Here is a 19,840-nt window from a genome sequence, read left to right on the forward strand (position 1 = left end):
GTGGGCGGTCAGTCCTTCTTCAGCTTGAAGACCCACACACCGGTGATGTTCTGGCTGCCGTCCTTGCCGTCCCGGGCCGCGACGGCGACGTTCGTCGAGTTGCCCTGGGCGCCGTACTGCGCGTTGAAGAACACGCTGCCCGGCACGGTGCGGTAGGTCTTGTCGCTGTCCTCGACCAGCTGCTGACCGTTCATCAGGATCGTCCAGTGCTTGTCGGCGACGTCCGGGTCGACGCCGAACCGCACGGTCTCGTCCTGGTCGACCGTGATGGTCTTCGCGTCCTTGTCCTGGAGGCACTTGTCGATCTCGTCGGCCGAAAGGGTCTCGCCCTCTCCGCCGCAGGTGGCCTCCGAGCTGACCGAGTCACTGCCGACCGTGATCGTCGCGATCGGGGTCGGCTCGTCACAGGCGGACAGCAGGAGAAGTCCGGCGGACACGGCGCCTACGGCGGCGACGGCGCGGCGGCGTCGCACAACGCGATGTCCGAGAGCGGCGGTGCCGCGGGGCAACGTGGTCATGGCCGAAGGCTATACGGCGCTCCGGGCCCGTCCCCCACCTGGGTACGGCGTGGCGTGGTCACGCCACCCTCGGCCGAGTCCGGCCCCCGTGCCGGGCCGAGTCGAGCAGACCCCGTACGGTCGTCAGCCATCCGGCGGCGATGATCGCGGCGCCCACCGACAGGCCCAGCGTGCCGTTGAGCGGCAGCACGATGCCCACCGCGCCGCCGAGCACCCAGGAGACCTGGAGCAGCGTCTCCGAGCGCGCGAACGCCGACGTGCGCACCAGTTCCGGCACGTCCCGCTGGATCAGCGCGTCCAGGGACAGCTTGGCCAGCGCCTGCGCGAAGCCGGCGACCGCCGCCAGGCACGCCACCAGGAAGGCGCTGAAGAACACCGCGGCGACCACCGCGGCGCCCAGCACGATCGCCACCACCGTCACGATGATCACCTCCGGCGCCCGGGACCGCAGCCACGCCCCGACCGCCGTGCCCAGCGCGTTGCCCGCGCCGGCCGCGACGCCCACGATCCCCAGCGACACCGCGGCGCTCTGGCCGGTCATCGGGTGCACCCGCAGCAGGAACGCCAGGAAGAAGATCAGGAAGCCGGTCAGACAGCGGATGCCGGCGTTGGCGGCCAGCGCGTGCGTCACCGCCGGACCCACCGTGCGCAGCCCCGGACGCTTGCCCCGCTTGCGCAGCGGCCCCGGCAGGTGCTCCTCGTCCGCGGCGAGCAGCGCCCGGTCCTCGCCGCGCGCGGAGTCCACCTTCCGCGGCAGCGTGAACGACAGCACGGTGCCCGCCACGAAGATCACGAAGGCGCCGTACAGCGGCCACCGCGGCCCCACCTGCTGGAGCCCCGCACCGATCGGCGCGGCCACGCCGGTGGCCAGCAGCCCGCACAGCGTGACCCGCGAGTTCGCCTTCACCAGGGAGACCTTGGGCGGCAGCAGCCGCGGCACCACCGCGCTCCTGACCACCCCGTACGCCTTCGAGGCGACCAGCACGCCCAGTGCGGCGGGGTACAGCTCGATGCCGCCGGTGACGACCGCGCCGGACAGCACCAGCGCGAGGACCGCGCGGGCGCCCATCGCGGTCGCCATCGCGGCGCGCCGGCCGTGCGGCAGCCGGTCCAGGAGCGGGCCGATCACCGGCGCGAGGAGCGTGAACGGCGCCATGGTGATCGCCAGGTACAGCGCGACCCGCCCGCGCGCCTCGTCGGTGGGGACGGAGAAGAAGACGGTGGAGGCCAGCGAGACGGTGATCATCACGTCCCCGGCGCCGTTCACCCCGTGCAGTTCGATCAGCTTGCCGAGGCCCGACTCGCCCGCGCCGTGCGCGTGCGTCGCCCGCCGGATGCCGCGCGCCGTACCGGTCACCGGCAGGCGCAGCGCCCGGCCGACCGCACGGAACCGGGAGCCGGGACCGTGCCGCCGGCTCCCGCGCTTGAACTCCGTCCGTGCGGCTGCCACCCCGTCATAGTGCCCCGAGAGCGGCCCCTGTAGCGTCGATACGGCACGTATGGCGGTGATCGAGTCGGGTGACCCGGGCGCCGGCACCGCCCGGACGCGCCGGACCGTACCCCGCCGAAACCTCCGTCGGTGTAGGCCCAGGGCACATGAACAGGTAGCGTGCGTAGCGCGCCGTGGCGAACGTTCTCGGCCGCGCGCCGTACGGCCATCCCGCAGAATGGATGACGTAGGTGCGCCCGAGCGCGATCGGGCGCGGACGTCGACGCGGTCCACAGGTCCGCTCCGTCCGCCCCTCGCACACAGCGGCGCACTCGTGAGACGGCGTATGGAGAGAAGCGATACCTGTGAGCGCAGCGACAACGCGAAGCCGCACCCCTGACCGCCTGTGCGCCGAGGCCCTCGACCTCGCCCGCGCCGCAGCCGAGGAGGCCGCCGCACCAGGCGTCGTCGGCGAGCACGAGGGCATGGTGTCGGAGGGCGACCGGGTCGTCACGCACTACTTCGCCTGCAAGGAGCTCGGGTACCGGGGCTGGCGCTGGGCCGTGACGGTGGCCCGCGCCTCCCGCGCCAAGATCGTCACGGTGGACGAGGCGGTGCTGCTGCCCGGCCCCGACGCGCTGCTCGCCCCCGAGTGGGTGCCGTGGAGCGAGCGGCTGCGCCCCGGCGACATGGGCCCCGGCGACCTGCTGCCCACCGACGCGGACGACCTGCGCCTCGAGCCCGGCTGGACCGGCGAGGACGAGCCGCCGCCGAACTCGGCCGTCTCCCACGAGATGGCCGACCTGGTCGAGGCCGAGGACGCCGAGGTGACCGCCGGGCCGCCCGCCGAGCTGTCCACCGTCCCGGCCCGCGGCACGATCTCGGCGGTCGCCGAGGAGCTGGGCCTGCGCCGTACCCGGGTGCTCTCCCGGTACGGCCTGCACGTCGCCGCCGATCGCTGGGAGGACGGCTACGGCCCCAAGACCGCGATGGCCCAGGCGGCCCCCGCCTCCTGCGTCAGCTGCGGCTTCCTCGCCCGGATCGGCGGCTCGCTCGGGCAGGCCTTCGGGGTGTGCGCCAACGAGTTCTCCCCGGCCGACGGGCACGTCGTGTCGCTGGCCTACGGGTGCGGCGGGCACTCCGAGGCCGCGGTCATGCCGAAGCCGCCGCGGGTGGCTCCGCCGGTGATCGACGAGACGCGGGTGGATCCGTTCCCGCTGCGGCCGGCCGCGGATTCCGGTTCGGTGCCGGTGGCCGAGGACCAGGCGGCGGCGGAGCTGGGGCACTCGTAGCGCGGGTGCGTTCTTCGGCGCGGGTGCGTCGTGGCCGAGTTCCCTGGGGGGCTGCGCCCCCAGACCCCGCTTCGGCCTTGACGGCCTCGTCCTCAAACTCCCCCAGAGGGGGCACCCCCAGGACGGGCTGGTTGGGCGGTACCTTCGTGGTCCGTCGATGAGGAGAGTCACCGTGAGCATGTTCGTACGGCCTGCCGCCGAGGGTGCCGATCCGTTCGGGACGGCACGGCTGCGGCGCGGGGTGCTGGACGCCTGGGCGACGAGCCCGGCCCGGTTCCGTGAGGACGCCAACGCGGAGGAGGACCTCGTCCTCGGCGGCTACCGCGACCGGCTGGTCGTCGAACTCGCGCAGAACGCCGCCGACGCGGCCGCACGGGCGGGCGTGCCCGGACGGCTCCGGCTCACCCTGCGCGACGGCGTCCTCGTCGCCGCCAACACCGGCGCCCCGCTCGACGCGACCGGCGTCGAGTCGCTGTCCACCCTGCGCGCCTCCGCGAAGCGGGACGCGGCAGAGGGCTCGGTCGGCCGGTTCGGGGTCGGCTTCGCCGCCGTCCTGGCCGTCACCGACGAGCCCGCCGTCGTCGGCCGGCACGGCGGGGTGCGCTGGTCCCTGGCCGAGGCCCGCGACCTGGCCGCCGACACCGCCCGGCACAGCCCCGGCCTGGGCGACGAGATCCGGCGGCGCGACGGGCACGTCCCGCTGCTGCGGCTGCCGTTCCCCGCCGAGGGCAGCGCCCCCGCCCCCTACGACACGGCCGTCATCCTGCCGCTGCGCGACACGGCCGCCGCCGACCTCGCCGAACGGCTCCTGCACGGTGTGGACGACGCCCTGCTGCTCGCCCTGCCGGGCCTGGCGGAGGTGGTGATCGAGGCGGGCGACGAGGTACGCACCCTGGCCCGCCGCGCCGAGGACTCCCTCACCGTCGTGGAGGACTCCCGGGAAGGCGTCACCCGCTGGCGCACCGCCGCCGCACACGGCCCGCTCACCCCCGACCTCCTCGCCGACCGGCCCGTGGAGGAGCGGCTGCGCCCCCACTGGTCCGTGACCTGGGCGGTGCCCGTCGACGCCGACGGCGCCCCCGAACGCCCCCGCACCAGTCCGGTGGTCCACGCGCCCACCCCCAGCGACGAGCCGCTCGGCGTGCCCGCCCTGCTCATCGCGTCCTTCCCGCTGGACGCCACCCGGCGGCACACCGCCCCGGGACCGCTGACCGACTTCCTGACGGAACGGGCCGCCGACGCCTACGCCGGGCTGCTCGCCGACTGGCGCCCGGTCGCCGTCGGCCTCATCGACCTGGTGCCCGGCGCGCTGGGCCGGGGCGAACTGGACGGCGCGCTGCGGCAGGCGATCCTCGACCGGCTGCCCCGCACCTCCTTCCTGCCGCCCGCCCTGCCCTCCGGGGGCCGGGACGCGGAGGACGACCTTCCGGAGTCCCTGCGGCCCCGTGACGCCGAGGTGGTGGAGGGCGCGGGCGCCGACACGGTGCGGGTGCTGGCGGAGGTGCTGCCGACCCTGCTGCCCGCCGGTCTGGAACGCCGCGCCGAACTGCGCACGCTGGGCGTGGCCCGGGTGCCGCTGACCGACGCGATCGACCGGCTGGCGGGGCTGGAGAAGGCCCCCGCCTGGTGGCGCAGCCTCTACGACAGCCTCGCCGGGGTCGACCCGGACCGGCTGTCCGGGCTGCCCGTGCCCCTTGCGGACGGGCGGACGACCATCGGGCCCCGGCAGGTGCTGCTGCCCTCCCCGGACGCCGCCTCCCTCGACCCGGAGGTCCTCACCCGCCTCGGCCTCAAGGTCGCCCACCCGGACGCCGCGCACCCGCTCCTGGAGAAGCTCGGCGCCCTCCCGGCCACCCCGCGCGCCGTGCTCACCACCCCGCAGGTGAGGGCCGCCGTCGCCGCCTCCCTGGACGACGAGGGCGGCGTCGACTGGGAGGAGGACGCCCTCGACGCCGAGGAACTGGCCGACACCGTCCTCGGCCTGGTCCAGGGCGCCGGACTCGACGCCGGGGACGAGCCCTGGCTGGGTGCCCTCGCCCTGCCCGACGAGGACGGCGAACTCTCCCCGGCGGGCGAACTCGTCTTCCCCGGCGGCCCGTTCGCCCAGGTCATGCGCGAGGACGAACTCGCCGCCGTGGACGCGGAACTCGCCGAGAAGTGGGGGCCGGACCCGCTGGCCGCCTGCGGCGTGCTCGTCACCTTCGCCCTGGTCCGCGCCACCGACGTCGTCCTGGACCCCGACGAACTGGAGCCCCGCGAGGGAGACTTCGCCGAGCCCGACGACGCGGGGCTGCTCGACGCCGTGGACGTGTGGGGCGAGGACGTCCTCGACCGCTTCCCGGACAGCCCCGTCCCGCCGGTCGCCACCGAGATCGTCGCCGTGCGCGACCTCGACCTCGTGGACGACGACCACTGGCCCGAGGCCCTCGCCCTGCTGTCCCGGCCGCCGCTGCGCGACGCGCTGGTCGAGCCCGTGCGCGTCCTGCTGCCCGACGGCACCCACGAGGTCGTACGGCCGTACACCGCGTGGTGGCTGCGCGGGCACCCGGTGCTCGGCGGACGCCGCCCGGCCGGTCTGCGCGCGGCGGGCGGCGACCCGCTGCTGCGGGGCCTGTACGACGAGGCCGACGCGACCGGCTTCGAGGACGAGCAGGTACTGAGGGCGCTGGGCGTGCGCACCTCGGTCGCGGCCCTCCTCGACGAGCCCGGCGGCGCGGCCGAACTCCTGGACCGCCTCGCCGACCCCGACCGCCCCGTCACGGCCGCCCAACTGCACGCCCTCTACGGCGCGCTGGCCGACCTGGACCCGGAGCAGGTCACCCTGCCGGACGAGGTGCGGGCCGTGGTCGACGGCGAGGTGCGCGTGGTGGACGCCGCCGACGCCGTCGTGGTCGACTCGCCCGACCTGCTGCCGTTCACCTCCGGCGTCCCGCTGCTGCCGGTCCGCCCGGCCCGCGCCGCCGAACTGGCCGAGCTGTTCCAGGTACGGCGACTGAGCGAGTCGGTCACCGGCCGCGTCGACTCCGAGGGCAGCGAGCACGACGTACCGGAGCCGGTGCGGGTGCTGCTCGGGGCGCGGACCCCGGTGTCGTACGTGGAGCACGACGAACTGGTCGTCGACGGCGTGGAGATCGACTGGCGCCTCACGGACGACGGGGCGCTGCACGCCGCGACCCTGGAGGGCGTGGCGGCCGGCCTGGCCTGGGCGGCGGGCGAGTGGCCCCGCCGCTTCGAGGTGGCCGCCCTCCTGGAGGACGAGTCGAGGACGGACGAGCTGGCAAGGGACCGCTGGTTCGACTAGGGGAGGCGCAACGCGCCCCAAAGGGGCGCGGGGCAGTGTTCGATATGCGGCTCCGCCGCGTGGGCGCGACCAGCCACAACGGCGCAGCAGTCGGCAACGAATCCGCAACCGTCACACCGGAAACCGCCGGTCCACCCACCTCCAGGTGAACTCCAGAACGCCGGCCGCAGCCACCGCAATGCCGACGGCAGTCCAAGGCATCGTCACCCCCACCAGCTTCAACGCGAAGAAGTCCTGCAACCACGGCACCACCAGCACGATCAGGAAGCCCAGCCCCATCGCCGCCACCAGCAGCACCCGCCACCAGGTGTAGGGGCGGGCGATGATCGCCAGCACCCACATCGAGATCAGGAACAGCGTCAGCGTCGCCGCGCTGGTCTCCGCGTCCAGCGCGTTCGGGCCGGTGTAGTGCTGCCGTGCGACCAGGTACGTCACGAAGGTCGCCGCGCCCGCCACCACCCCGCCCGGGATCGCGTACCGCATCACGCGCCGGACGAAGTGGGGCCTGGCCCGCTCCTTGTTGGGGGCCAGGGCCAGGAAGAAGGCGGGGACGCCGATGGTGAGCGTCGAGAGCAGGGTGAGGTGGCGGGGCAGGAACGGGTACTCCACCTGGGAGCAGACCACCAGGATCGCCAGGAGCACCGAGTAGACGGTCTTGACCAGGAACAGGGTCGCCACGCGCGTGATGTTGCCGATCACGCGGCGGCCCTCGGCCACCACCGACGGCAGCGTGGCGAAGCTGTTGTTGAGCAACACGATCTGCGCGACCGCCCGGGTCGCCTCCGAGCCGGAGCCCATCGCCACGCCGATGTCGGCGTCCTTGAGCGCGAGGACGTCGTTGACGCCGTCGCCGGTCATCGCGACCGTGTGCCCGCGTGACTGGAGGGCGCCCACCATGTCCCGCTTCTGCTGCGGGGTGACCCGCCCGAACACGGTGCCCTCGTCCAGCGCGCCCGCCATCTCCTCCCGCTCGGCGGGCAGCCGGCGCGCGTCCACGGTGGCCCCGGACAGCCCGAGCTTCGCGGCCACCGCGCCGACCGACACCGCGTTGTCCCCGGAGATGACCTTGGCGCGCACGTCCTGGTCGGCGAAGTAGCGCAGGGTGTCGGCGGCGTCCGGGCGCAGCCGCTGTTCCAGGACGACCAGGGCGGTGGGCGTCACCCCCCGGGCCACTCCGGGGTCGTCCAGCCCCCGGTCGGTGCGGGCCAGCAGCAGCACCCGCAGGCCCTGCTCGTTGAGCCGCCCGGTCTCGGCGAGCGCCGGGTCGTCCTCGGCCAGCAGCACGTCCGGGGCGCCCAGCAGCCAGGTACGGGAGACGCCGTCGCCCTCGTCGAAGGTGGCGCCGCTGTACTTGCGGGCGGAGGAGAAGGGCAGCGCCCCCGTGGACCGCCACGCCCCGGCGGCCCCGTCGACCGGGTAGGTGTCGATGATCGCCTGGAGGGAGGCGTTGGGACGCGGGTCGGACGCGCCGAGCGCGCCGAGCACGGTGCGGACGTGTCCCTCGTCGGCGCCGTCGAGCAGGCGCAGGCCGGTGACGTCCATGCCGCCCTCGGTGAGGGTGCCGGTCTTGTCCAGGCAGACGGTGTCGACCCGGGCCAGCCCCTCGATCGCGGGCAGCTCCTGCACGAGGCACTGCTTGCGGCCGAGCCGGACGACGCCGATCGCGAAGGCGACCGAGGTGAGCAGGACCAGGCCCTCCGGGACCATGGGCACGATGCCGCCGACGGTGCGCGCGATCGAGTCGTCCAGCTCATTGTCCTTGGCGAGCAGCTGGCTGAGGATCAGGCCGATCGCGGTCGGGACCATCATCCACGTGACGTACTTGAGGATCGTGGAGATGCCGGAGCGCAGCTCGGACTGGACCAGCGTGAAGCGGGACGCCTCCTCGGCGAGCTGCGCCGCGTACGCCTCGCGCCCCACCTTGGTGGCCCGGAAGGCGCCGCCGCCCGCGACCACGAAGCTGCCCGACATGACCTGGTCGCCGGGCTGCTTGACCACCGGGTCGGCCTCGCCGGTCAGCAGCGACTCGTCGATCTCCAGCCCGTCCGCCTCGACGCACACCCCGTCGACGACGGCCTTGTCGCCGGGCCCGATCTCGATGACGTCGTCCAGCACGATCTCGGACGTGCTGATCTCGGCGGGCTTCCCGTCCCGGCGCACCGTGGGCCGGACCTCGCCGATCACGGCCAGCGAGTCCAGGGTTTTCTTCGCCCGCCACTCCTGGATGATGCCGATGCCGGTGTTGGCGAGGATCACGAAGCCGAACAGGCTGTCCTGGATCGGCGCGACGATCAGCATGATCACCCAGAGCACGCCGATGATCGCGTTGAACCGGGTGAAGACGTTGGCGCGGACGATGTCGGCCAGGGACCGGCTGCTGCGCACCGGCACGTCGTTGACCTGGCCGCGGGCGAGCCGTTCGGCGACCCCGGCCGCCGTGAGTCCGGTCGCGGGCGAGGAGGTGTCCACGGCGTGCGCGGGGTGCGCGGGGTGCGCGGGATCGCGTCTGTCCGCGTCGAGATGCGTCATGCATTCGACGGTACGTGCGGTTTTACGGCTTCACCCACCGAGTGCGGAGAAGATCCGACCTGGGTACGAGACGCACCGGCGCGGTGTGCTGCCCAGGTACTACTTCCGGGCCTCGGCGGCGTCCCGCTTGATCGCGGCGTCGCGCCCCCGGACGTACCAGATGCCGATCAGGCCGAGGCCGGCGCCGGCCAGGCAGGTCCACACCCACCAGGTGTGCCCGTGGTCCTCGAACCAGCCGTAGAAGGGCAGCTGCACCAGGAAGAGGACGAACCAGAGGATGGTGCCGCCGACGATGGTCGGGACCACGGGGCCCTCCAGGGGCTCCGGCGCCTCGTGCGTGGGTGTCCACTTCGTCATGCGTACAGCTTACGAGGAGCGTGCGAACGGGTTGACGGCGCGGCGCCACGCGGTGAGCGAACCGGTCTACGCGCGGAGATAGCGATCAGGGGCTCATACGTTCATACTGAACCCGTTTGTCTCTGACCGCTTTCATTCGTAGAAAACACCAATAGGAACACCGACAAGGCCGTGGGGGAACCTGTTGGTGATGAGGTCCCCGCATGTCCACCTCGGCCTCCGCCAAGGTCCCCCCGTCCCCCGAGTCGCCGGAAGACCGGCGTCCCCCGCAGAACGGTCTCGACCGTTACTTCAAGATCTCCGAGCGCGGCAGCACCCTGCCCCGTGAGATCCGCGGCGGCTTCGCCACCTTCTTCGCGATGGCCTACATCATCGTGCTGAACCCGATCATCCTGGGCAGCGCGAAGGACATGTACGGCAACCAGCTCGACAACGGCCAGCTGGTCACCGCCACCGCCCTGACGGCCGCCTTCACCACCCTCCTGATGGGCGTCATCGGCAACGTGCCGATCGCGCTCGCCGCCGGTCTCGGCGTGAACTCCGTCGTCGCCCTCCAGCTCGCCCCGCGGATGTCCTGGCCAGACGCCATGGGCATGGTGGTGCTGGCCGGTTTCATCGTCATGCTGCTGGTCGCCACCGGTCTGCGGGAGCGCGTGATGAACGCGGTGCCCTACGGGCTGCGCAAGGCGATCTCCATCGGTATCGGCCTGTTCGTCATGATCGTCGGCCTCGTCGACTCCGGTTTCATCACCCGGATGCCCGACGCCGCGCAGACCACCGTCCCGCTCCAGCTGGGCGTGGGCGGCCACCTGCACGGCTGGCCGGTGCTGGTCTTCGTCCTCGGCGTGCTGCTGACCCTCGCGCTGATCGTCCGCAAGACCCCGGGCGCCATCCTGATCTCCATCGTCGTGATGACGGTCCTCGCGGTGATCATCAACGCGGTCACCGACATCCCGTCCTGGGGCCTGACCACCCCGGAGTGGCCCGGCAACCCCGTCGCCACGCCCGACTTCGGGCTGGTCGGCGAGGTCAGCCTGTTCGGCGGGTTCGACAAGGTCGGCGTCCTGACCGGCGTGCTCTTCGTCTTCACGGTGCTGCTGTCGTGCTTCTTCGACGCGATGGGCACGATCATGGGCGTCGGCGACGAGGCGAAGCTGACCGACGGCGAGGGCCAGATGCCGGGCATCAACAAGGTCCTGTTCGTCGACGGCGTCGCGGTCGCCGCGGGCGGTGCCAGCTCCGCCTCCGCCACCACCTGCTTCGTGGAGTCCACGGCGGGCGTCGGCGAGGGCGCCCGCACCGGCTTCGCCAACATCGTCACCGGCGCGCTGTTCGCCCTGGCGCTGTTCCTCACGCCGATCGCCACCATGGTCCCGTCGCAGGCGGCGACCCCGGCGCTGATCGCGGTCGGCTTCCTGATCCTGGCCGGTTCGATCAGGGAGATCGACTGGTCCGACTTCACCATCGCCATCCCGGCCTTCGTGACGATGCTGATGATGCCGTTCACCTACTCGATCACCAACGGCATCGGCATGGGCTTCATCACCTTCTCGGTGCTGCGCCTGGCGGCCGGACGGGGCCGCGAGGTGCCGGTGGCGATGCACGTGGTGTCGGCGGTCTTCGTCTTCTACTACCTGATGCCGGCCTTGGGCCTGACCTGATCCTCCGGGGTCACGGCACCCCGTAGAACCGTTCCGTCTCCTCCACGGCGGACTGGAACCGCTCGTCGAAGTCATCGCGGATGAGCGTCCGGACGACATAGTCCTGGACGCTCATTCCTCTTTTGGCCGCATGGCCCCGGAGCCGGTCGAGCAGCTCCCCGTCTATCCGCAGGCTGAGCACGCTGGTCCCCATGAGCACGAGGGTCGCCCCGGTCGGCCGGGTGATGCCTCCATTTCCGGAAACGACTCACTCGTACGGGTGAACTGCGGGTTTCAGTGGTGGGCGTCACGGGCAGTCGGCGGTCGTGCGGTGGTATTTCGCGAGACTAATGAGTTAGGCTAAGGAACATGCCGGACCTCAAGCATGGCGACGACGCCGCCGCCGTGAACTCCCTGCGCTCCGCCGTGATGCGGTTGTCCCGTCGACTCAAGCACCAGCGGGTCGACGAGTCGCTCAGCCCCACCGAGATGTCGGTGCTGGGCACCCTGGGCCTGTGCGGCAGTGCGACCCCGGGCGAGCTGGCCCGCAAGGAACACGTCCAGCCGCCCTCGATGACCCGCATCGTGGCGCTGCTCGAGGCCAAGGGCCTGGTCCGGCTGGAGCCGCACCCCGAGGACCGGCGCCAGAAGGTCGTGACGCAGACCGAGCAGGCCGTGGTGATGCTCGAGGAGAGCCGCCGCAAGCGGAACGCGTTCCTGGCCACGCTGGTCGAGGGGCTCGACGAGGACGAGTGGGCGAAACTGCGCGCCGCCGCCCCCGTGCTGGAGAAGCTCGCACACAAGTAAGGCAGTTCTCGCGAGGAGGCGAACCTTTTGAGTACGGGATCCGGAGCAGCTTCCGCCCCCGCACCTGACGGCCACGACAACCCGACCACCACCACCCCCGACGCCCCTCGCAGGACGTCGATGTTCGCCTCCCTCAAGGTCAGGAACTACCGCCTGTTCTTCATGGGCCAGGTCGTCTCCAACATCGGCACCTGGATGCAGCGCATCGCCCAGGACTGGCTGGTGCTCAGCCTCACCGGCTCCTCGGCCGCCGTCGGCATCACCACCGCCCTGCAATTCCTGCCCATGCTGCTCTTCGGCCTCTACGGCGGCGTCCTCGTCGACCGGCTGCCCAAGCGGCCCACGCTGCTCGTCACCCAGTCCGCGATGGCCCTGACCGCGCTCGCCCTCGCCGTCCTCACCCTGAGCGGCCACGTCCAGGTCTGGCACGTCTACGTCGCCGCCTTCGCGATGGGCCTGGCCACCGTCATGGACAACCCGGCGCGCCAGACCTTCGTCTCCGAGCTGGTCGGCCGCGACCAGTTGCAGAACGCGGTCAGCATGAACTCGGCCAACTTCCAGTCCGCCCGGCTCGTCGGCCCCGCCGTCGCCGGTCTGATGATCACCGGGGTGGGCACCGGCTGGGCGTTCCTCGCCAACGGCCTGTCCTTCGTCGCGCCGCTCAGCTGCCTGCTGCTGATGCGCGCCCGCGAGCTGCACACCGTCCAGCCCGCCCCGCGCGGCAAGGGCCAGCTGCGCGAGGGCCTGCACTACGTCGCCGGCCGCCCCGAGCTGATCTGGACCATCGTGCTGGTCGGGTTCATCGGCACCTTCGGCTTCAACTTCCCGGTCTTCCTGTCCGCCTTCGCCGACGACGTCTTCGACGCGGGTGCCGGGGCCTACAGCCTCTTCAACACCCTCATGGCCGTCGGCTCGCTGGCCGGCGCGCTGCTCGCCGCCCGCCGCGGCACGGCCCGCCTCCGCGTCCTGATCGCGGCGGCGCTCGGCTTCGGCGCCCTGGAGATCGTGGCCTCGGCCGCGCCCGAGCTGTGGCTGTTCGCGCTGCTCATGGTCCCGATCGGGGTCTTCAGCATGACCGTCAACGTCACCGCCAACACCAGCATCCAGATGTCCACCGACCCGGCCATGCGGGGCCGCGTGATGGCCCTGTACATGATGGTCTTCCTCGGCGGCTCCCCGGTCGGCGCCCCGATCGTCGGCTGGGTCACCGACACCTACGGCGCCCGGGCCGGCTTCGCCGCGGGCGGCGCGGTGGCCGCCACCGCCGCGCTGGTCATCGGCCTGGTCCTGGCCCGCGTCGGCAACCTGCGCCTGTCGGTCGGCTGGCACCGCGGCCACCCGCAGGTCCGCTTCGTCCCGCGGGAGCGCCGGGAGGCACTGGCACCGGCGGCGTAGGCCGTCTCCGGCGCCCGGTCAGTCGCGGGGGAAGTCGTCGGTCTCGAGAGTGAGGCCGACGACGGTGCCGGTCAGGTCGACGTCCTCGCCGAAACCGAAGCTGACGGCGGCGTGATACTTGCCGTCCTTGGGGAGGGTGTGGAGGTGCCACTCCCGCGCGTAGGGGTCCACGATGAGATACACGGGGACGTCGGCGGCGGCATAGGCGTCCTTCTTGGGACCGTGGTCGTTGCCCGCCGTGCTCCGGGAGATGACCTCGGCGACGAACTCGACGTCCTCGGGGCGCCAGTGGCCCTTGTCGTCCTTCCGGGCCCCTTCTGCCAGGGCTACGACGTCGGACGCGAAGCCGTTGAGATACCCCGGGTAGTCCATGCGCACGTCGGACTTCACGCGCTTGCGCGGATACTTGGTGCGCAGCTGGTCATAGATGTCCGCGATGATGTCCCAGTGGGTGTCCCGCTGCGGCGTCATGAAGATGTGACCCCCGACGATCTCGGTCTTGTATCCCTCGGGGACGGGCATCTTCTCGAGCCACTCGAACATGACGTCCAGAGTCAGCTCGGCGCTCTCTTCGGCCATCTCGATCCTGTCGTCAAGGACGGTCATCGTGGCGCTCCTCCCCGGCTGCCCCCGACGCGAGTGCAGCCGCGCAGTACAACGATACGCACGGTGACCAGGACACGCGCGGACGCACACGTGTTCCCCGGGGGGAGACTGTCCGGCATGAGACTGTTCGCCGCCGTGCTGCCGCCCGAGGACGTCACCGCCGCGCTCGCCGGCGAGGTGGCCGCGCTGCGCGGGCTGCCCGGCGCGGACGGGCTGCGCTGGACCGGGCGTCCCGGGTGGCACCTGACCCTCGCCTTCTACGGCGAGGTCGACGACGACGTCGTCCCCGACCTGTCGGCCCGCCTGGAGCGCGCGGCCCGCCGCACGGCGCCCTTCGAGCTGGCGCTGCGCGGCGGCGGCCAGTTCGGGCGCGGGCGGGCGCTGTGGGCGGGCGCCGAGGGCGGCCTGGCGACCCTGCGGCTGCTGGCCGACCGGGCCGAGTCGGCGGGACGCAGGGCGGGCGTCGAAATGGGCGAGCACCGGCGCTACCAGCCCCACCTGACGCTGGCCCGCAGCAGGCAGGCGTGCGACCTCCGCCCCTACGTCGAGGCGCTGGCCGGCTTCACCGGCCCCACCTGGACCGTGACCGACCTGGCACTGGTCCGCAGCAACCTGCCGGAGTCGGGCGTGCCGGGCGAGCAGCCCCGTTACGAGGCGGTCGCCCGCAGCCCGCTCGGCGCGTCCGGTTAGGCTCGGGGACGTGGAACCGAAGACCCGTAACCGGATCATGGCCGGTGTGCTCGTGCTGATGCTCGTCGTGGTGGCGGTGGCGGCGGCCCTCGGCTGACCTGCCGACGGGGCGGCCGCCGCCCCGCTCACCGCCTCACCCCGCTACCAGGCGAAGGCCTCCGGAGAGGGGCCCGGCCCCGGGAAGACCTCGTCGAGCCCGGCCAGCAGCTCGTCCGACAGCTCCAGCTCCACGGCCCTGAGCGCCGACGCGAGCTGCTCGGCGGTGCGCGGACCCACGATCGGACCGGTCACGCCGGGCCGGGTCAGCAGCCAGGCCAGCGCCGCCTCGCCCGGTTCGACGCCGTGCTTGTCGAGCAGGTCCTCGTAGGCCTGGATCTGCGCCCGCTTCGCGGGGTCGGCCAGGGCGTCGGCCGCGCGCCCCGAGGCCCGGCGCCCGCCCTGGACCTCCTTCTTGATGACCCCGCCGAGCAGCCCGCCGTGCAGCGGCGACCACGGGATGACGCCCAGGCCGTACTCCTGCGCGGCCGGGATCACCTCCATCTCGGCGCGCCGCTCGGCCAGGTTGTACAGGCACTGCTCGCTGACCAGCCCGATGGTCCCGCCGCGCCGGGCGGCGGTCTCGTTGGCCTGGGCGATCTTGTACCCGGGGAAGTTCGACGACCCGGCGTACAGCACCTTGCCCTGCTGGACCAGGGTGTCGATCGCCTGCCAGATCTCGTCGAAGCCGGTGGCGCGGTCGATGTGGTGGAACTGGTAGAGGTCGATGTGGTCGGTCTGGAGCCGCTTGAGGCTGGCATCGACCGCACGCCGGATGTTCACGGCGGACAGCTTGTCGTGGTTGGGCCACGCCTCGCCGTCGGCGCCCATGTTGCCGTACACCTTGGTGGCGATGACGGTCTTGTCGCGCCGGTCGCCGCCCTGGGCGAACCAGTTGCCGATGATCTCCTCGGTGCGGCCCTTGTTCTCGCCCCAGCCGTACACGTTGGCGGTGTCGAAGAAGTTGATGCCGGCGTCCAGCGCCGCGTCCATGATGGCGTGGCTGTCGGTCTCGTCGGTCTGCGGACCGAAGTTCATGGTGCCGAGGACGAGCCGGCTGACCTTGAGTCCCGTGCGTCCGAGCTGCGTGTACTTCATGGTCCCCAAGCCAACGACTTGGAGTGCGCTCCAGGCAAGCGGGCAGGTCCGGTCAGTCGCGGGGGAAGTCCGCGGTGGGGAGCGTGAGGCCGAGGACGGTGTCGGTGAGGTCCAGGTCCTGCCCGAAGGCGAGCCGGAACTCGGCCGTGTAGTCCCCGTCCTTAGGCTGTGAGAAGACGTGGCAGCGCCCCTGGTAGGGGTCGGCGATGAGGTAGAGGGGGACCTCGGCTGCGGCGTAGGCGAGCTTTTTGGGGCCGTAGTCGTTGACGGCGGTGCCCTGGGAGATGACCTCGGCCACGAACTCGACATCCTGGTAGCGCCAGTGGCCCGTTCCGTCCGGCTCCGCTCCGTCGCGAAGTTTGGCGACGTCCGGGCAGAAGCCGTTCTCATGGCCGGGGAAGTCGATGCGAACGTCCGAGAAGATCTTGACGTCCTTGCCGAACTTGTCGTCGACGGCTCGTGCGATGCGGAAGATGATCGCCCAATGCGTGTCCCGCTGCGGTGTCATATGAACGTTGCCCTCGACGATCTCGACCCTGAATCCTTCGGGGACGGGCATCCGCTCCAGCCGCTCGAACCACTCGTCCAAGCGCTTGGTGTTGGCGTCGGCCATGTCGATCCTGTCGTCAAGGACGGTCATCGTGGCGCTCCTGCCCGGCTGTCCCACGGGCGGGAGCAGCCGCGCGGTACAACGATACGCACGGCGACCAGGGCACGGGAGGACGCGCATATGCCAGAGCGGGACCGGGACCGCACCGATCACCTCGTCGCCCTCGTCCGGCGTCACCTCGACGAGGACGGCGACGTGCTCGGCGTCTACGCGCACGGCTCGGCCACCCTCGGCGGGCTGCGCCCGTACAGCGACCTCGATCTCCTCGTCGTCCTGGCGCGTCCGACGACCTACGGGCAACGCGAAGGGATCACCAGGGAGTTGCTCGGGGTGTCCGGCGGTGAAGGGCGTCCCGTCGAGCTGATCGCCGTCGTGCGGGACGAGGTCCGGCCCTGGCGGTACCCGCCCCGCCGGGAGTACCTGTACGGCGAGTGGCTGCGCGACGCCTACGAACGCGGCACCGTCCCGGAGCCGGAGGACGACCCCGACCTCGCCCCGCTCCTGACCATGGTGCTGCGCGCCGACGCCCCGCTGTACGGCCCGCCGTCCGCGACCCTGCTCGATCCCGTGCCGCTCGGCGACCTGCGCCGGGCGATCGCCGCCGGGGTGCCGGAGCTGCTGGCCGGCTGGAGTCGGACACGCGCAACGTGCTGCTCACCCTCGCGCGGGTCTGGAGCACGCTCGTCACCGGTGACATCCGGTCCAAGGACGCGGCGGCGGACTGGGCCCTGGGGCGGCTGCCCGCCCCGTACCGGCCGCCGCTTGCCCACGCGCGCGCCGTCTACCTCGGGCACGAGACGGAGAACTGGAACGGCCGGGCCGTGCGGTCCTGCGCCGGCCGGCTGGTCCGGGAGATCCGGGCGGCCTACGCGGCGGGGGAGTAGGGCCCGCCCAGCCCCCACTCCTCGTCCATCGCCGCCGCGAACGCCTCCGCGATCCGGTGCTCGCCGCTCCCGTTGGGGTGCGTGCCGTCGTAGGTGTCCGTGTGGAAGTCGTACGCCGCCGGCGACGGGACGAACAGCAGAGGGGAGCGCGGGTCGTCGAGGTCGGTGAGGGTCTTGGCGAGGAGTTCGTTGAAGTGGGCGACCTGCTCGGCGAAGGTGTCGTCCGCGTCCACCCGGATGTTGTGCAGCACCGGCATCACGGCCACGCGCACGCGTGGGTTGGCCGAGCGCGCGTTCGCCACGAAGACGCGGACGTTGTCGTTGGTCTGCTCGGCGTTGGTGTAGAAGCCCAGGTCGATCAGGCCCAGCGAGACCAGGAGGACGTCCGCTCGGCAGGCCCGCACCGTCTCCTCGATCAGCGGGGCCATGTGGTGCCAGCCCTCGCCCCAGCCGGCCAGGTGGGCGCGGGGGAAGTCGGGCTCGGCGTAGGCGTACGAGGTGGGTGCGTCCGTCACCTGGTCGTGGAGGCTCTCGCGCGGGCCGACGAAGGTGAAGGGGCGGCCGTAGGAGTCGCGCAGGTGCTGCCACAGCCGGTAGCGCCACGTGTGTTCGCCGGCGCTTCCGATCGTCATGGAGTCACCGACGAACATGAACCTGAGCATCCGCTCATCATGGACGATCGGCCCGACCGGCGCGATGTGAGCCCGACCACGCAGGGTGACCGACGGGGTGACCGGCGACGTGAACGCCCGCGCGGGATGGCAGGCTTGGCGCATGCGCCGACCCTTCGCCCTCCTCGCCTCGGCCCTTCTCGTGGGCGCGTTCGCCGTGCCCGCCTCAGCGGCGGACGGGGGCGACGCGCCCGCCGGGAGCGACGGGTTCACGATCAAGGACCCGCGCATCACCGAGTCCAGCGGCCTCGCCGCGTCCCGCCTGCACCCCGGCGTCTACTGGACGCACAACGACCAGGACACCGGGCCCTACCTCTACGCCGTGGACGGCGCCACCGGCGAGACCGTCGCCCGCGTCGCGCTGTCCGGCGTCGGCACGCCCCGGGACGTCGAGGCGATCGCCATCGGGCCCGGCAACAAGATCTTCGTCGGCGACATCGGCGACAACGACGGCGTGACCTGGCCGTACGTGTGGATCTACGAGCTGCCCGAGCCGACCGAGCTGAAGGACCAGACCGTCAAGGCGACGCAGTACGTGGTGAAGTACGCCGACGGTTCGCGCGACGCCGAGTCGATGCTGGTCCACCCGAAGACTGGCCGGGTCTACCTCATCGACAAGCACGAGGACGGCGGGCACCTGTACGAGGGCCCGGCGAAGCTGTCGTCCTCCGGCGCCAACGTCTTCAAGCCCACCGTGCCCGTGGACCTGTGGGCGACGGACGCCGCGTTCTCCCCGGACGGCGAGCAGCTCGCCGTGCGCGGCTATCTCGGGGGCATCTGGTACGACTGGAACGGCGGGAAGATCCAGCGCCAGGACCGGATCAGCGTGCCCCTGGGGCAGGGCGAGTCCGCCACCTACACCATCGACGGCAAGAAGCTGCTGCTCGGCATGGAGGGGGCGAACAGCCCCGTGAAGGCGGAGGACGTGCCGGGCAAGGGCGGCGGTTCCGGCGGCGGTTCCGACGCCTCGGGCGGGGGCTCCGACGGGTCCGACGGCCCGGGCGGGACCACGCTCAAGGTCGGCGCGGTCGGGCTGCTCGTCGCGCTCGCGGCCCTGCTCGGCCTACGCCGGGTCTTCCGCCGCCGCTGAGTCGTCCGCCGGGGCGGGGGCGTCCCCCGCGGCCCGGGCGTCGGTGGCTTGGGCGTCGGCGGCCCGGCGTGCGGTCACCAGTACCTCCAGCCCGTCCAGGATGCGCTGGAGCCCGAACTCGAAGTGGTCGAAGCCGGTGCCGAAGGCGTCCTCGGAGAGGGAGGACAGCACGGGGTAGCGCCCGCTGCTCATGGCCTTCACCAGCGCCGGCTCCTGGGCCTGCCAGAACTCCGCGTCCGTCAGTCCGGAGCTGCGCTCGGCCTCCCGCTCGTACACCTGCGTGCGGGCGGCCCCGACGACGTACCCGTCGACCATGACGATCACCGAGACCAGCTCGGGGTCGGTCAGGCCCATCGGCTTGATCCGGGCGAGCACCCTCTCCATGCCGTCCAGGGCGGCCGGGCCGAGGATCGGGCGGGACTGGTTGACCTCCAGCAGCCAGGTGTGGCGGCGGTAGAGGGCGAGCGTGGCGTGGCCGAGGCCCTCCAGCGCCGCACGCCAGCCGCCGTCGCCGAGGTCGGCGGGGTTCTCGGACGGGCGCTGCACGCGGTCCAGCATCAGGTCGAGCAGCTCGCCCTTGCCCGGGACGTAGCGGTACAGGGACATCGTGCCGGTGCCCAGCTCGGTGGCGATCCGGCGCATCGAGACGGCGCCGAGACCGTCCCGGTCCGCGACCTCGACGGCGGCCTCCACGATCCGCTCCAGCGTCAGGCCCGGCCTCGGGCCCCGGCTGGGGCGCCGGCCGGTGTCCCACAACAGGTCGAGGGTGCGGCCGATGTCGCCGCTGCCGCTGGTGTCCGTGCCGCTCGCCATGGGGTCAGTTTAAGTCCGCGCCGGAAAACTGGGTACGGCGTACGCGCAATCGGGTACGGTGTACTCAGTTGGGA

Annotated in this window: 17 protein-coding genes and 1 pseudogene; 8 read left to right on the forward strand and 10 right to left on the reverse strand. The window is 72.3% G+C overall.

All coding sequences use genetic code 11. The features are described 5' to 3' along the window. Positions 1–8: 8 nt before the first annotated feature. Positions 9–518, reverse strand: coding sequence for a DUF2771 domain-containing protein (locus B9W62_RS21630; RefSeq protein ID WP_179235597.1), 510 nt, complete (start codon positions 516–518; stop codon positions 9–11). Between the two features lie 58 nt (positions 519–576). Continuing rightward, positions 577–1,968: an MFS transporter gene (locus B9W62_RS21635; RefSeq protein WP_087808717.1), complete on the reverse strand. Its 1,392-nt coding sequence runs from the start codon at positions 1,966–1,968 to the stop codon at positions 577–579. Between the two features lie 344 nt (positions 1,969–2,312). Between B9W62_RS21635 and B9W62_RS21640 the strand changes: the two genes are divergently transcribed. After that, positions 2,313–3,239 carry a DUF3027 domain-containing protein gene (locus B9W62_RS21640; protein ID WP_087808718.1) on the forward strand — a complete coding sequence of 309 codons (927 nt, stop codon included), beginning with the start codon at positions 2,313–2,315 and terminating at the stop codon, positions 3,237–3,239. Positions 3,240–3,411: 172 nt separating this feature from the next. Then, a complete protein-coding gene (locus B9W62_RS21645) occupies positions 3,412–6,540 on the forward strand; it encodes a sacsin N-terminal ATP-binding-like domain-containing protein (protein ID WP_087808719.1) in 3,129 nt (1,042 codons plus the stop codon). A gap of 111 nt (positions 6,541–6,651) precedes the next feature. On the opposite strand, the gene B9W62_RS21650 is transcribed toward B9W62_RS21645, so the two are convergent. Both B9W62_RS21650 and B9W62_RS21655 read right to left on the reverse strand, forming a co-directional pair. After that, a complete protein-coding gene (locus B9W62_RS21650; protein WP_087808720.1) occupies positions 6,652–9,069 on the reverse strand; it encodes an HAD-IC family P-type ATPase in 2,418 nt (805 codons plus the stop codon). 99 nt (positions 9,070–9,168) lie between these two features. Beyond that, positions 9,169–9,426, reverse strand: a complete 258-nt coding sequence (locus tag B9W62_RS21655) for a DUF2530 domain-containing protein (RefSeq protein ID WP_087808721.1) — start codon at positions 9,424–9,426, stop codon at positions 9,169–9,171. A gap of 203 nt (positions 9,427–9,629) precedes the next feature. Here B9W62_RS21655 and B9W62_RS21660 point away from each other — a divergent pair, with 203 nt between their 5' ends. Further along, positions 9,630–11,087 carry an NCS2 family permease gene (locus tag B9W62_RS21660; RefSeq protein WP_087808722.1) on the forward strand — a complete coding sequence of 486 codons (1,458 nt, stop codon included), beginning with the start codon at positions 9,630–9,632 and terminating at the stop codon, positions 11,085–11,087. Positions 11,088–11,097: 10 nt separating this feature from the next. On the opposite strand, the gene B9W62_RS21665 is transcribed toward B9W62_RS21660, so the two are convergent. After that, complete coding sequence (locus B9W62_RS21665) at positions 11,098–11,286, reverse strand: ribbon-helix-helix protein, CopG family (RefSeq protein ID WP_087808723.1); 189 nt, start codon at positions 11,284–11,286, stop codon at positions 11,098–11,100. Positions 11,287–11,435: 149 nt separating this feature from the next. Between B9W62_RS21665 and B9W62_RS21670 the strand changes: the two genes are divergently transcribed. Beyond that, positions 11,436–11,873 (forward strand): MarR family winged helix-turn-helix transcriptional regulator, encoded by a 438-nt coding sequence (locus B9W62_RS21670; RefSeq protein WP_087808724.1) that lies wholly within the window; start codon positions 11,436–11,438, stop codon positions 11,871–11,873. Positions 11,874–11,900: 27 nt separating this feature from the next. Further along, positions 11,901–13,268, forward strand: coding sequence for an MFS transporter (locus B9W62_RS21675; RefSeq protein ID WP_087808725.1), 1,368 nt, complete (start codon positions 11,901–11,903; stop codon positions 13,266–13,268). Positions 13,269–13,286: 18 nt separating this feature from the next. On the opposite strand, the gene B9W62_RS21680 is transcribed toward B9W62_RS21675, so the two are convergent. After that, positions 13,287–13,874 carry a Uma2 family endonuclease gene (locus B9W62_RS21680; protein ID WP_087808726.1) on the reverse strand — a complete coding sequence of 196 codons (588 nt, stop codon included), beginning with the start codon at positions 13,872–13,874 and terminating at the stop codon, positions 13,287–13,289. A gap of 117 nt (positions 13,875–13,991) precedes the next feature. Between B9W62_RS21680 and thpR the strand changes: the two genes are divergently transcribed. Next, positions 13,992–14,564, forward strand: coding sequence for an RNA 2',3'-cyclic phosphodiesterase (gene thpR, locus B9W62_RS21685; protein ID WP_087808727.1), 573 nt, complete (start codon positions 13,992–13,994; stop codon positions 14,562–14,564). A gap of 141 nt (positions 14,565–14,705) precedes the next feature. Here thpR and B9W62_RS21690 read toward each other — a convergent pair whose 3' ends face one another. Together B9W62_RS21690 and B9W62_RS21695 are read right to left on the reverse strand one after the other, a co-directional pair. Continuing rightward, the gene (locus tag B9W62_RS21690) at positions 14,706–15,698 is read right to left on the reverse strand and encodes an aldo/keto reductase (RefSeq protein ID WP_087808728.1); all 993 of its coding nucleotides are present in this window, start codon (positions 15,696–15,698) and stop codon (positions 14,706–14,708) included. A gap of 52 nt (positions 15,699–15,750) precedes the next feature. Next, a complete protein-coding gene (locus B9W62_RS21695; protein WP_087808729.1) occupies positions 15,751–16,338 on the reverse strand; it encodes a Uma2 family endonuclease in 588 nt (195 codons plus the stop codon). Positions 16,339–16,428: 90 nt separating this feature from the next. On the opposite strand from B9W62_RS21695, the pseudogene B9W62_RS21700 reads away from it, so the two are divergent. Beyond that, a pseudogene (locus B9W62_RS21700) lies at positions 16,429–17,192 on the forward strand (aminoglycoside adenylyltransferase family protein). Here B9W62_RS21700 and B9W62_RS21705 read toward each other — a convergent pair. Continuing rightward, a complete protein-coding gene (locus tag B9W62_RS21705) occupies positions 17,174–17,854 on the reverse strand; it encodes a GDSL-type esterase/lipase family protein (protein WP_087812017.1) in 681 nt (226 codons plus the stop codon). The pseudogene B9W62_RS21700 and the gene B9W62_RS21705 sit on opposite strands and share 19 nt — an antisense overlap. A 112-nt stretch (positions 17,855–17,966) precedes the next feature. On the opposite strand from B9W62_RS21705, the gene B9W62_RS21710 reads away from it, so the two are divergent. Next, positions 17,967–18,953: a WD40 repeat domain-containing protein gene (locus B9W62_RS21710; RefSeq protein WP_179235599.1), complete on the forward strand. Its 987-nt coding sequence runs from the start codon at positions 17,967–17,969 to the stop codon at positions 18,951–18,953. On the opposite strand, the gene B9W62_RS21715 is transcribed toward B9W62_RS21710, so the two are convergent. Further along, positions 18,927–19,766 carry a TetR/AcrR family transcriptional regulator gene (locus tag B9W62_RS21715; protein WP_087808731.1) on the reverse strand — a complete coding sequence of 280 codons (840 nt, stop codon included), beginning with the start codon at positions 19,764–19,766 and terminating at the stop codon, positions 18,927–18,929. The genes B9W62_RS21710 and B9W62_RS21715 overlap by 27 nt on opposite strands. Between the last annotated feature and the right edge of the window lie 74 nt (positions 19,767–19,840).

This window comes from Streptomyces sp. CS113 (assembly GCF_002188365.1).
GTDB classification, from domain to species: Bacteria; Actinomycetota; Actinomycetes; order Streptomycetales; family Streptomycetaceae; genus Streptomyces; species Streptomyces tendae.

Excerpts from the sequence above, each read along its gene's own strand:
- B9W62_RS21680 (WP_087808726.1), bottom strand. The coding sequence starts at position 13,874 with ATGACCGTCCTTGACGACAGGATCGAGATGGCCGAAGAGAGCGCCGAG.
- B9W62_RS21690 (WP_087808728.1), bottom strand. The coding sequence starts at position 15,698 with ATGAAGTACACGCAGCTCGGACGCACGGGACTCAAGGTCAGCCGGCTC.
- B9W62_RS21715 (WP_087808731.1), bottom strand. The coding sequence starts at position 19,766 with ATGGCGAGCGGCACGGACACCAGCGGCAGCGGCGACATCGGCCGCACC.
- B9W62_RS21660 (WP_087808722.1), top strand. The coding sequence starts at position 9,630 with ATGTCCACCTCGGCCTCCGCCAAGGTCCCCCCGTCCCCCGAGTCGCCG.
- B9W62_RS21705 (WP_087812017.1), bottom strand. The coding sequence starts at position 17,854 with ATGCTCAGGTTCATGTTCGTCGGTGACTCCATGACGATCGGAAGCGCC.
- B9W62_RS21670 (WP_087808724.1), top strand. The coding sequence starts at position 11,436 with ATGCCGGACCTCAAGCATGGCGACGACGCCGCCGCCGTGAACTCCCTG.
- thpR (WP_087808727.1), top strand. The coding sequence starts at position 13,992 with ATGAGACTGTTCGCCGCCGTGCTGCCGCCCGAGGACGTCACCGCCGCG.
- B9W62_RS21630 (WP_179235597.1), bottom strand. The coding sequence starts at position 518 with ATGACCACGTTGCCCCGCGGCACCGCCGCTCTCGGACATCGCGTTGTG.
- B9W62_RS21655 (WP_087808721.1), bottom strand. The coding sequence starts at position 9,426 with ATGACGAAGTGGACACCCACGCACGAGGCGCCGGAGCCCCTGGAGGGC.
- B9W62_RS21695 (WP_087808729.1), bottom strand. The coding sequence starts at position 16,338 with ATGACCGTCCTTGACGACAGGATCGACATGGCCGACGCCAACACCAAG.
- B9W62_RS21650 (WP_087808720.1), bottom strand. The coding sequence starts at position 9,069 with ATGACGCATCTCGACGCGGACAGACGCGATCCCGCGCACCCCGCGCAC.
- B9W62_RS21710 (WP_179235599.1), top strand. The coding sequence starts at position 17,967 with ATGCGCCGACCCTTCGCCCTCCTCGCCTCGGCCCTTCTCGTGGGCGCG.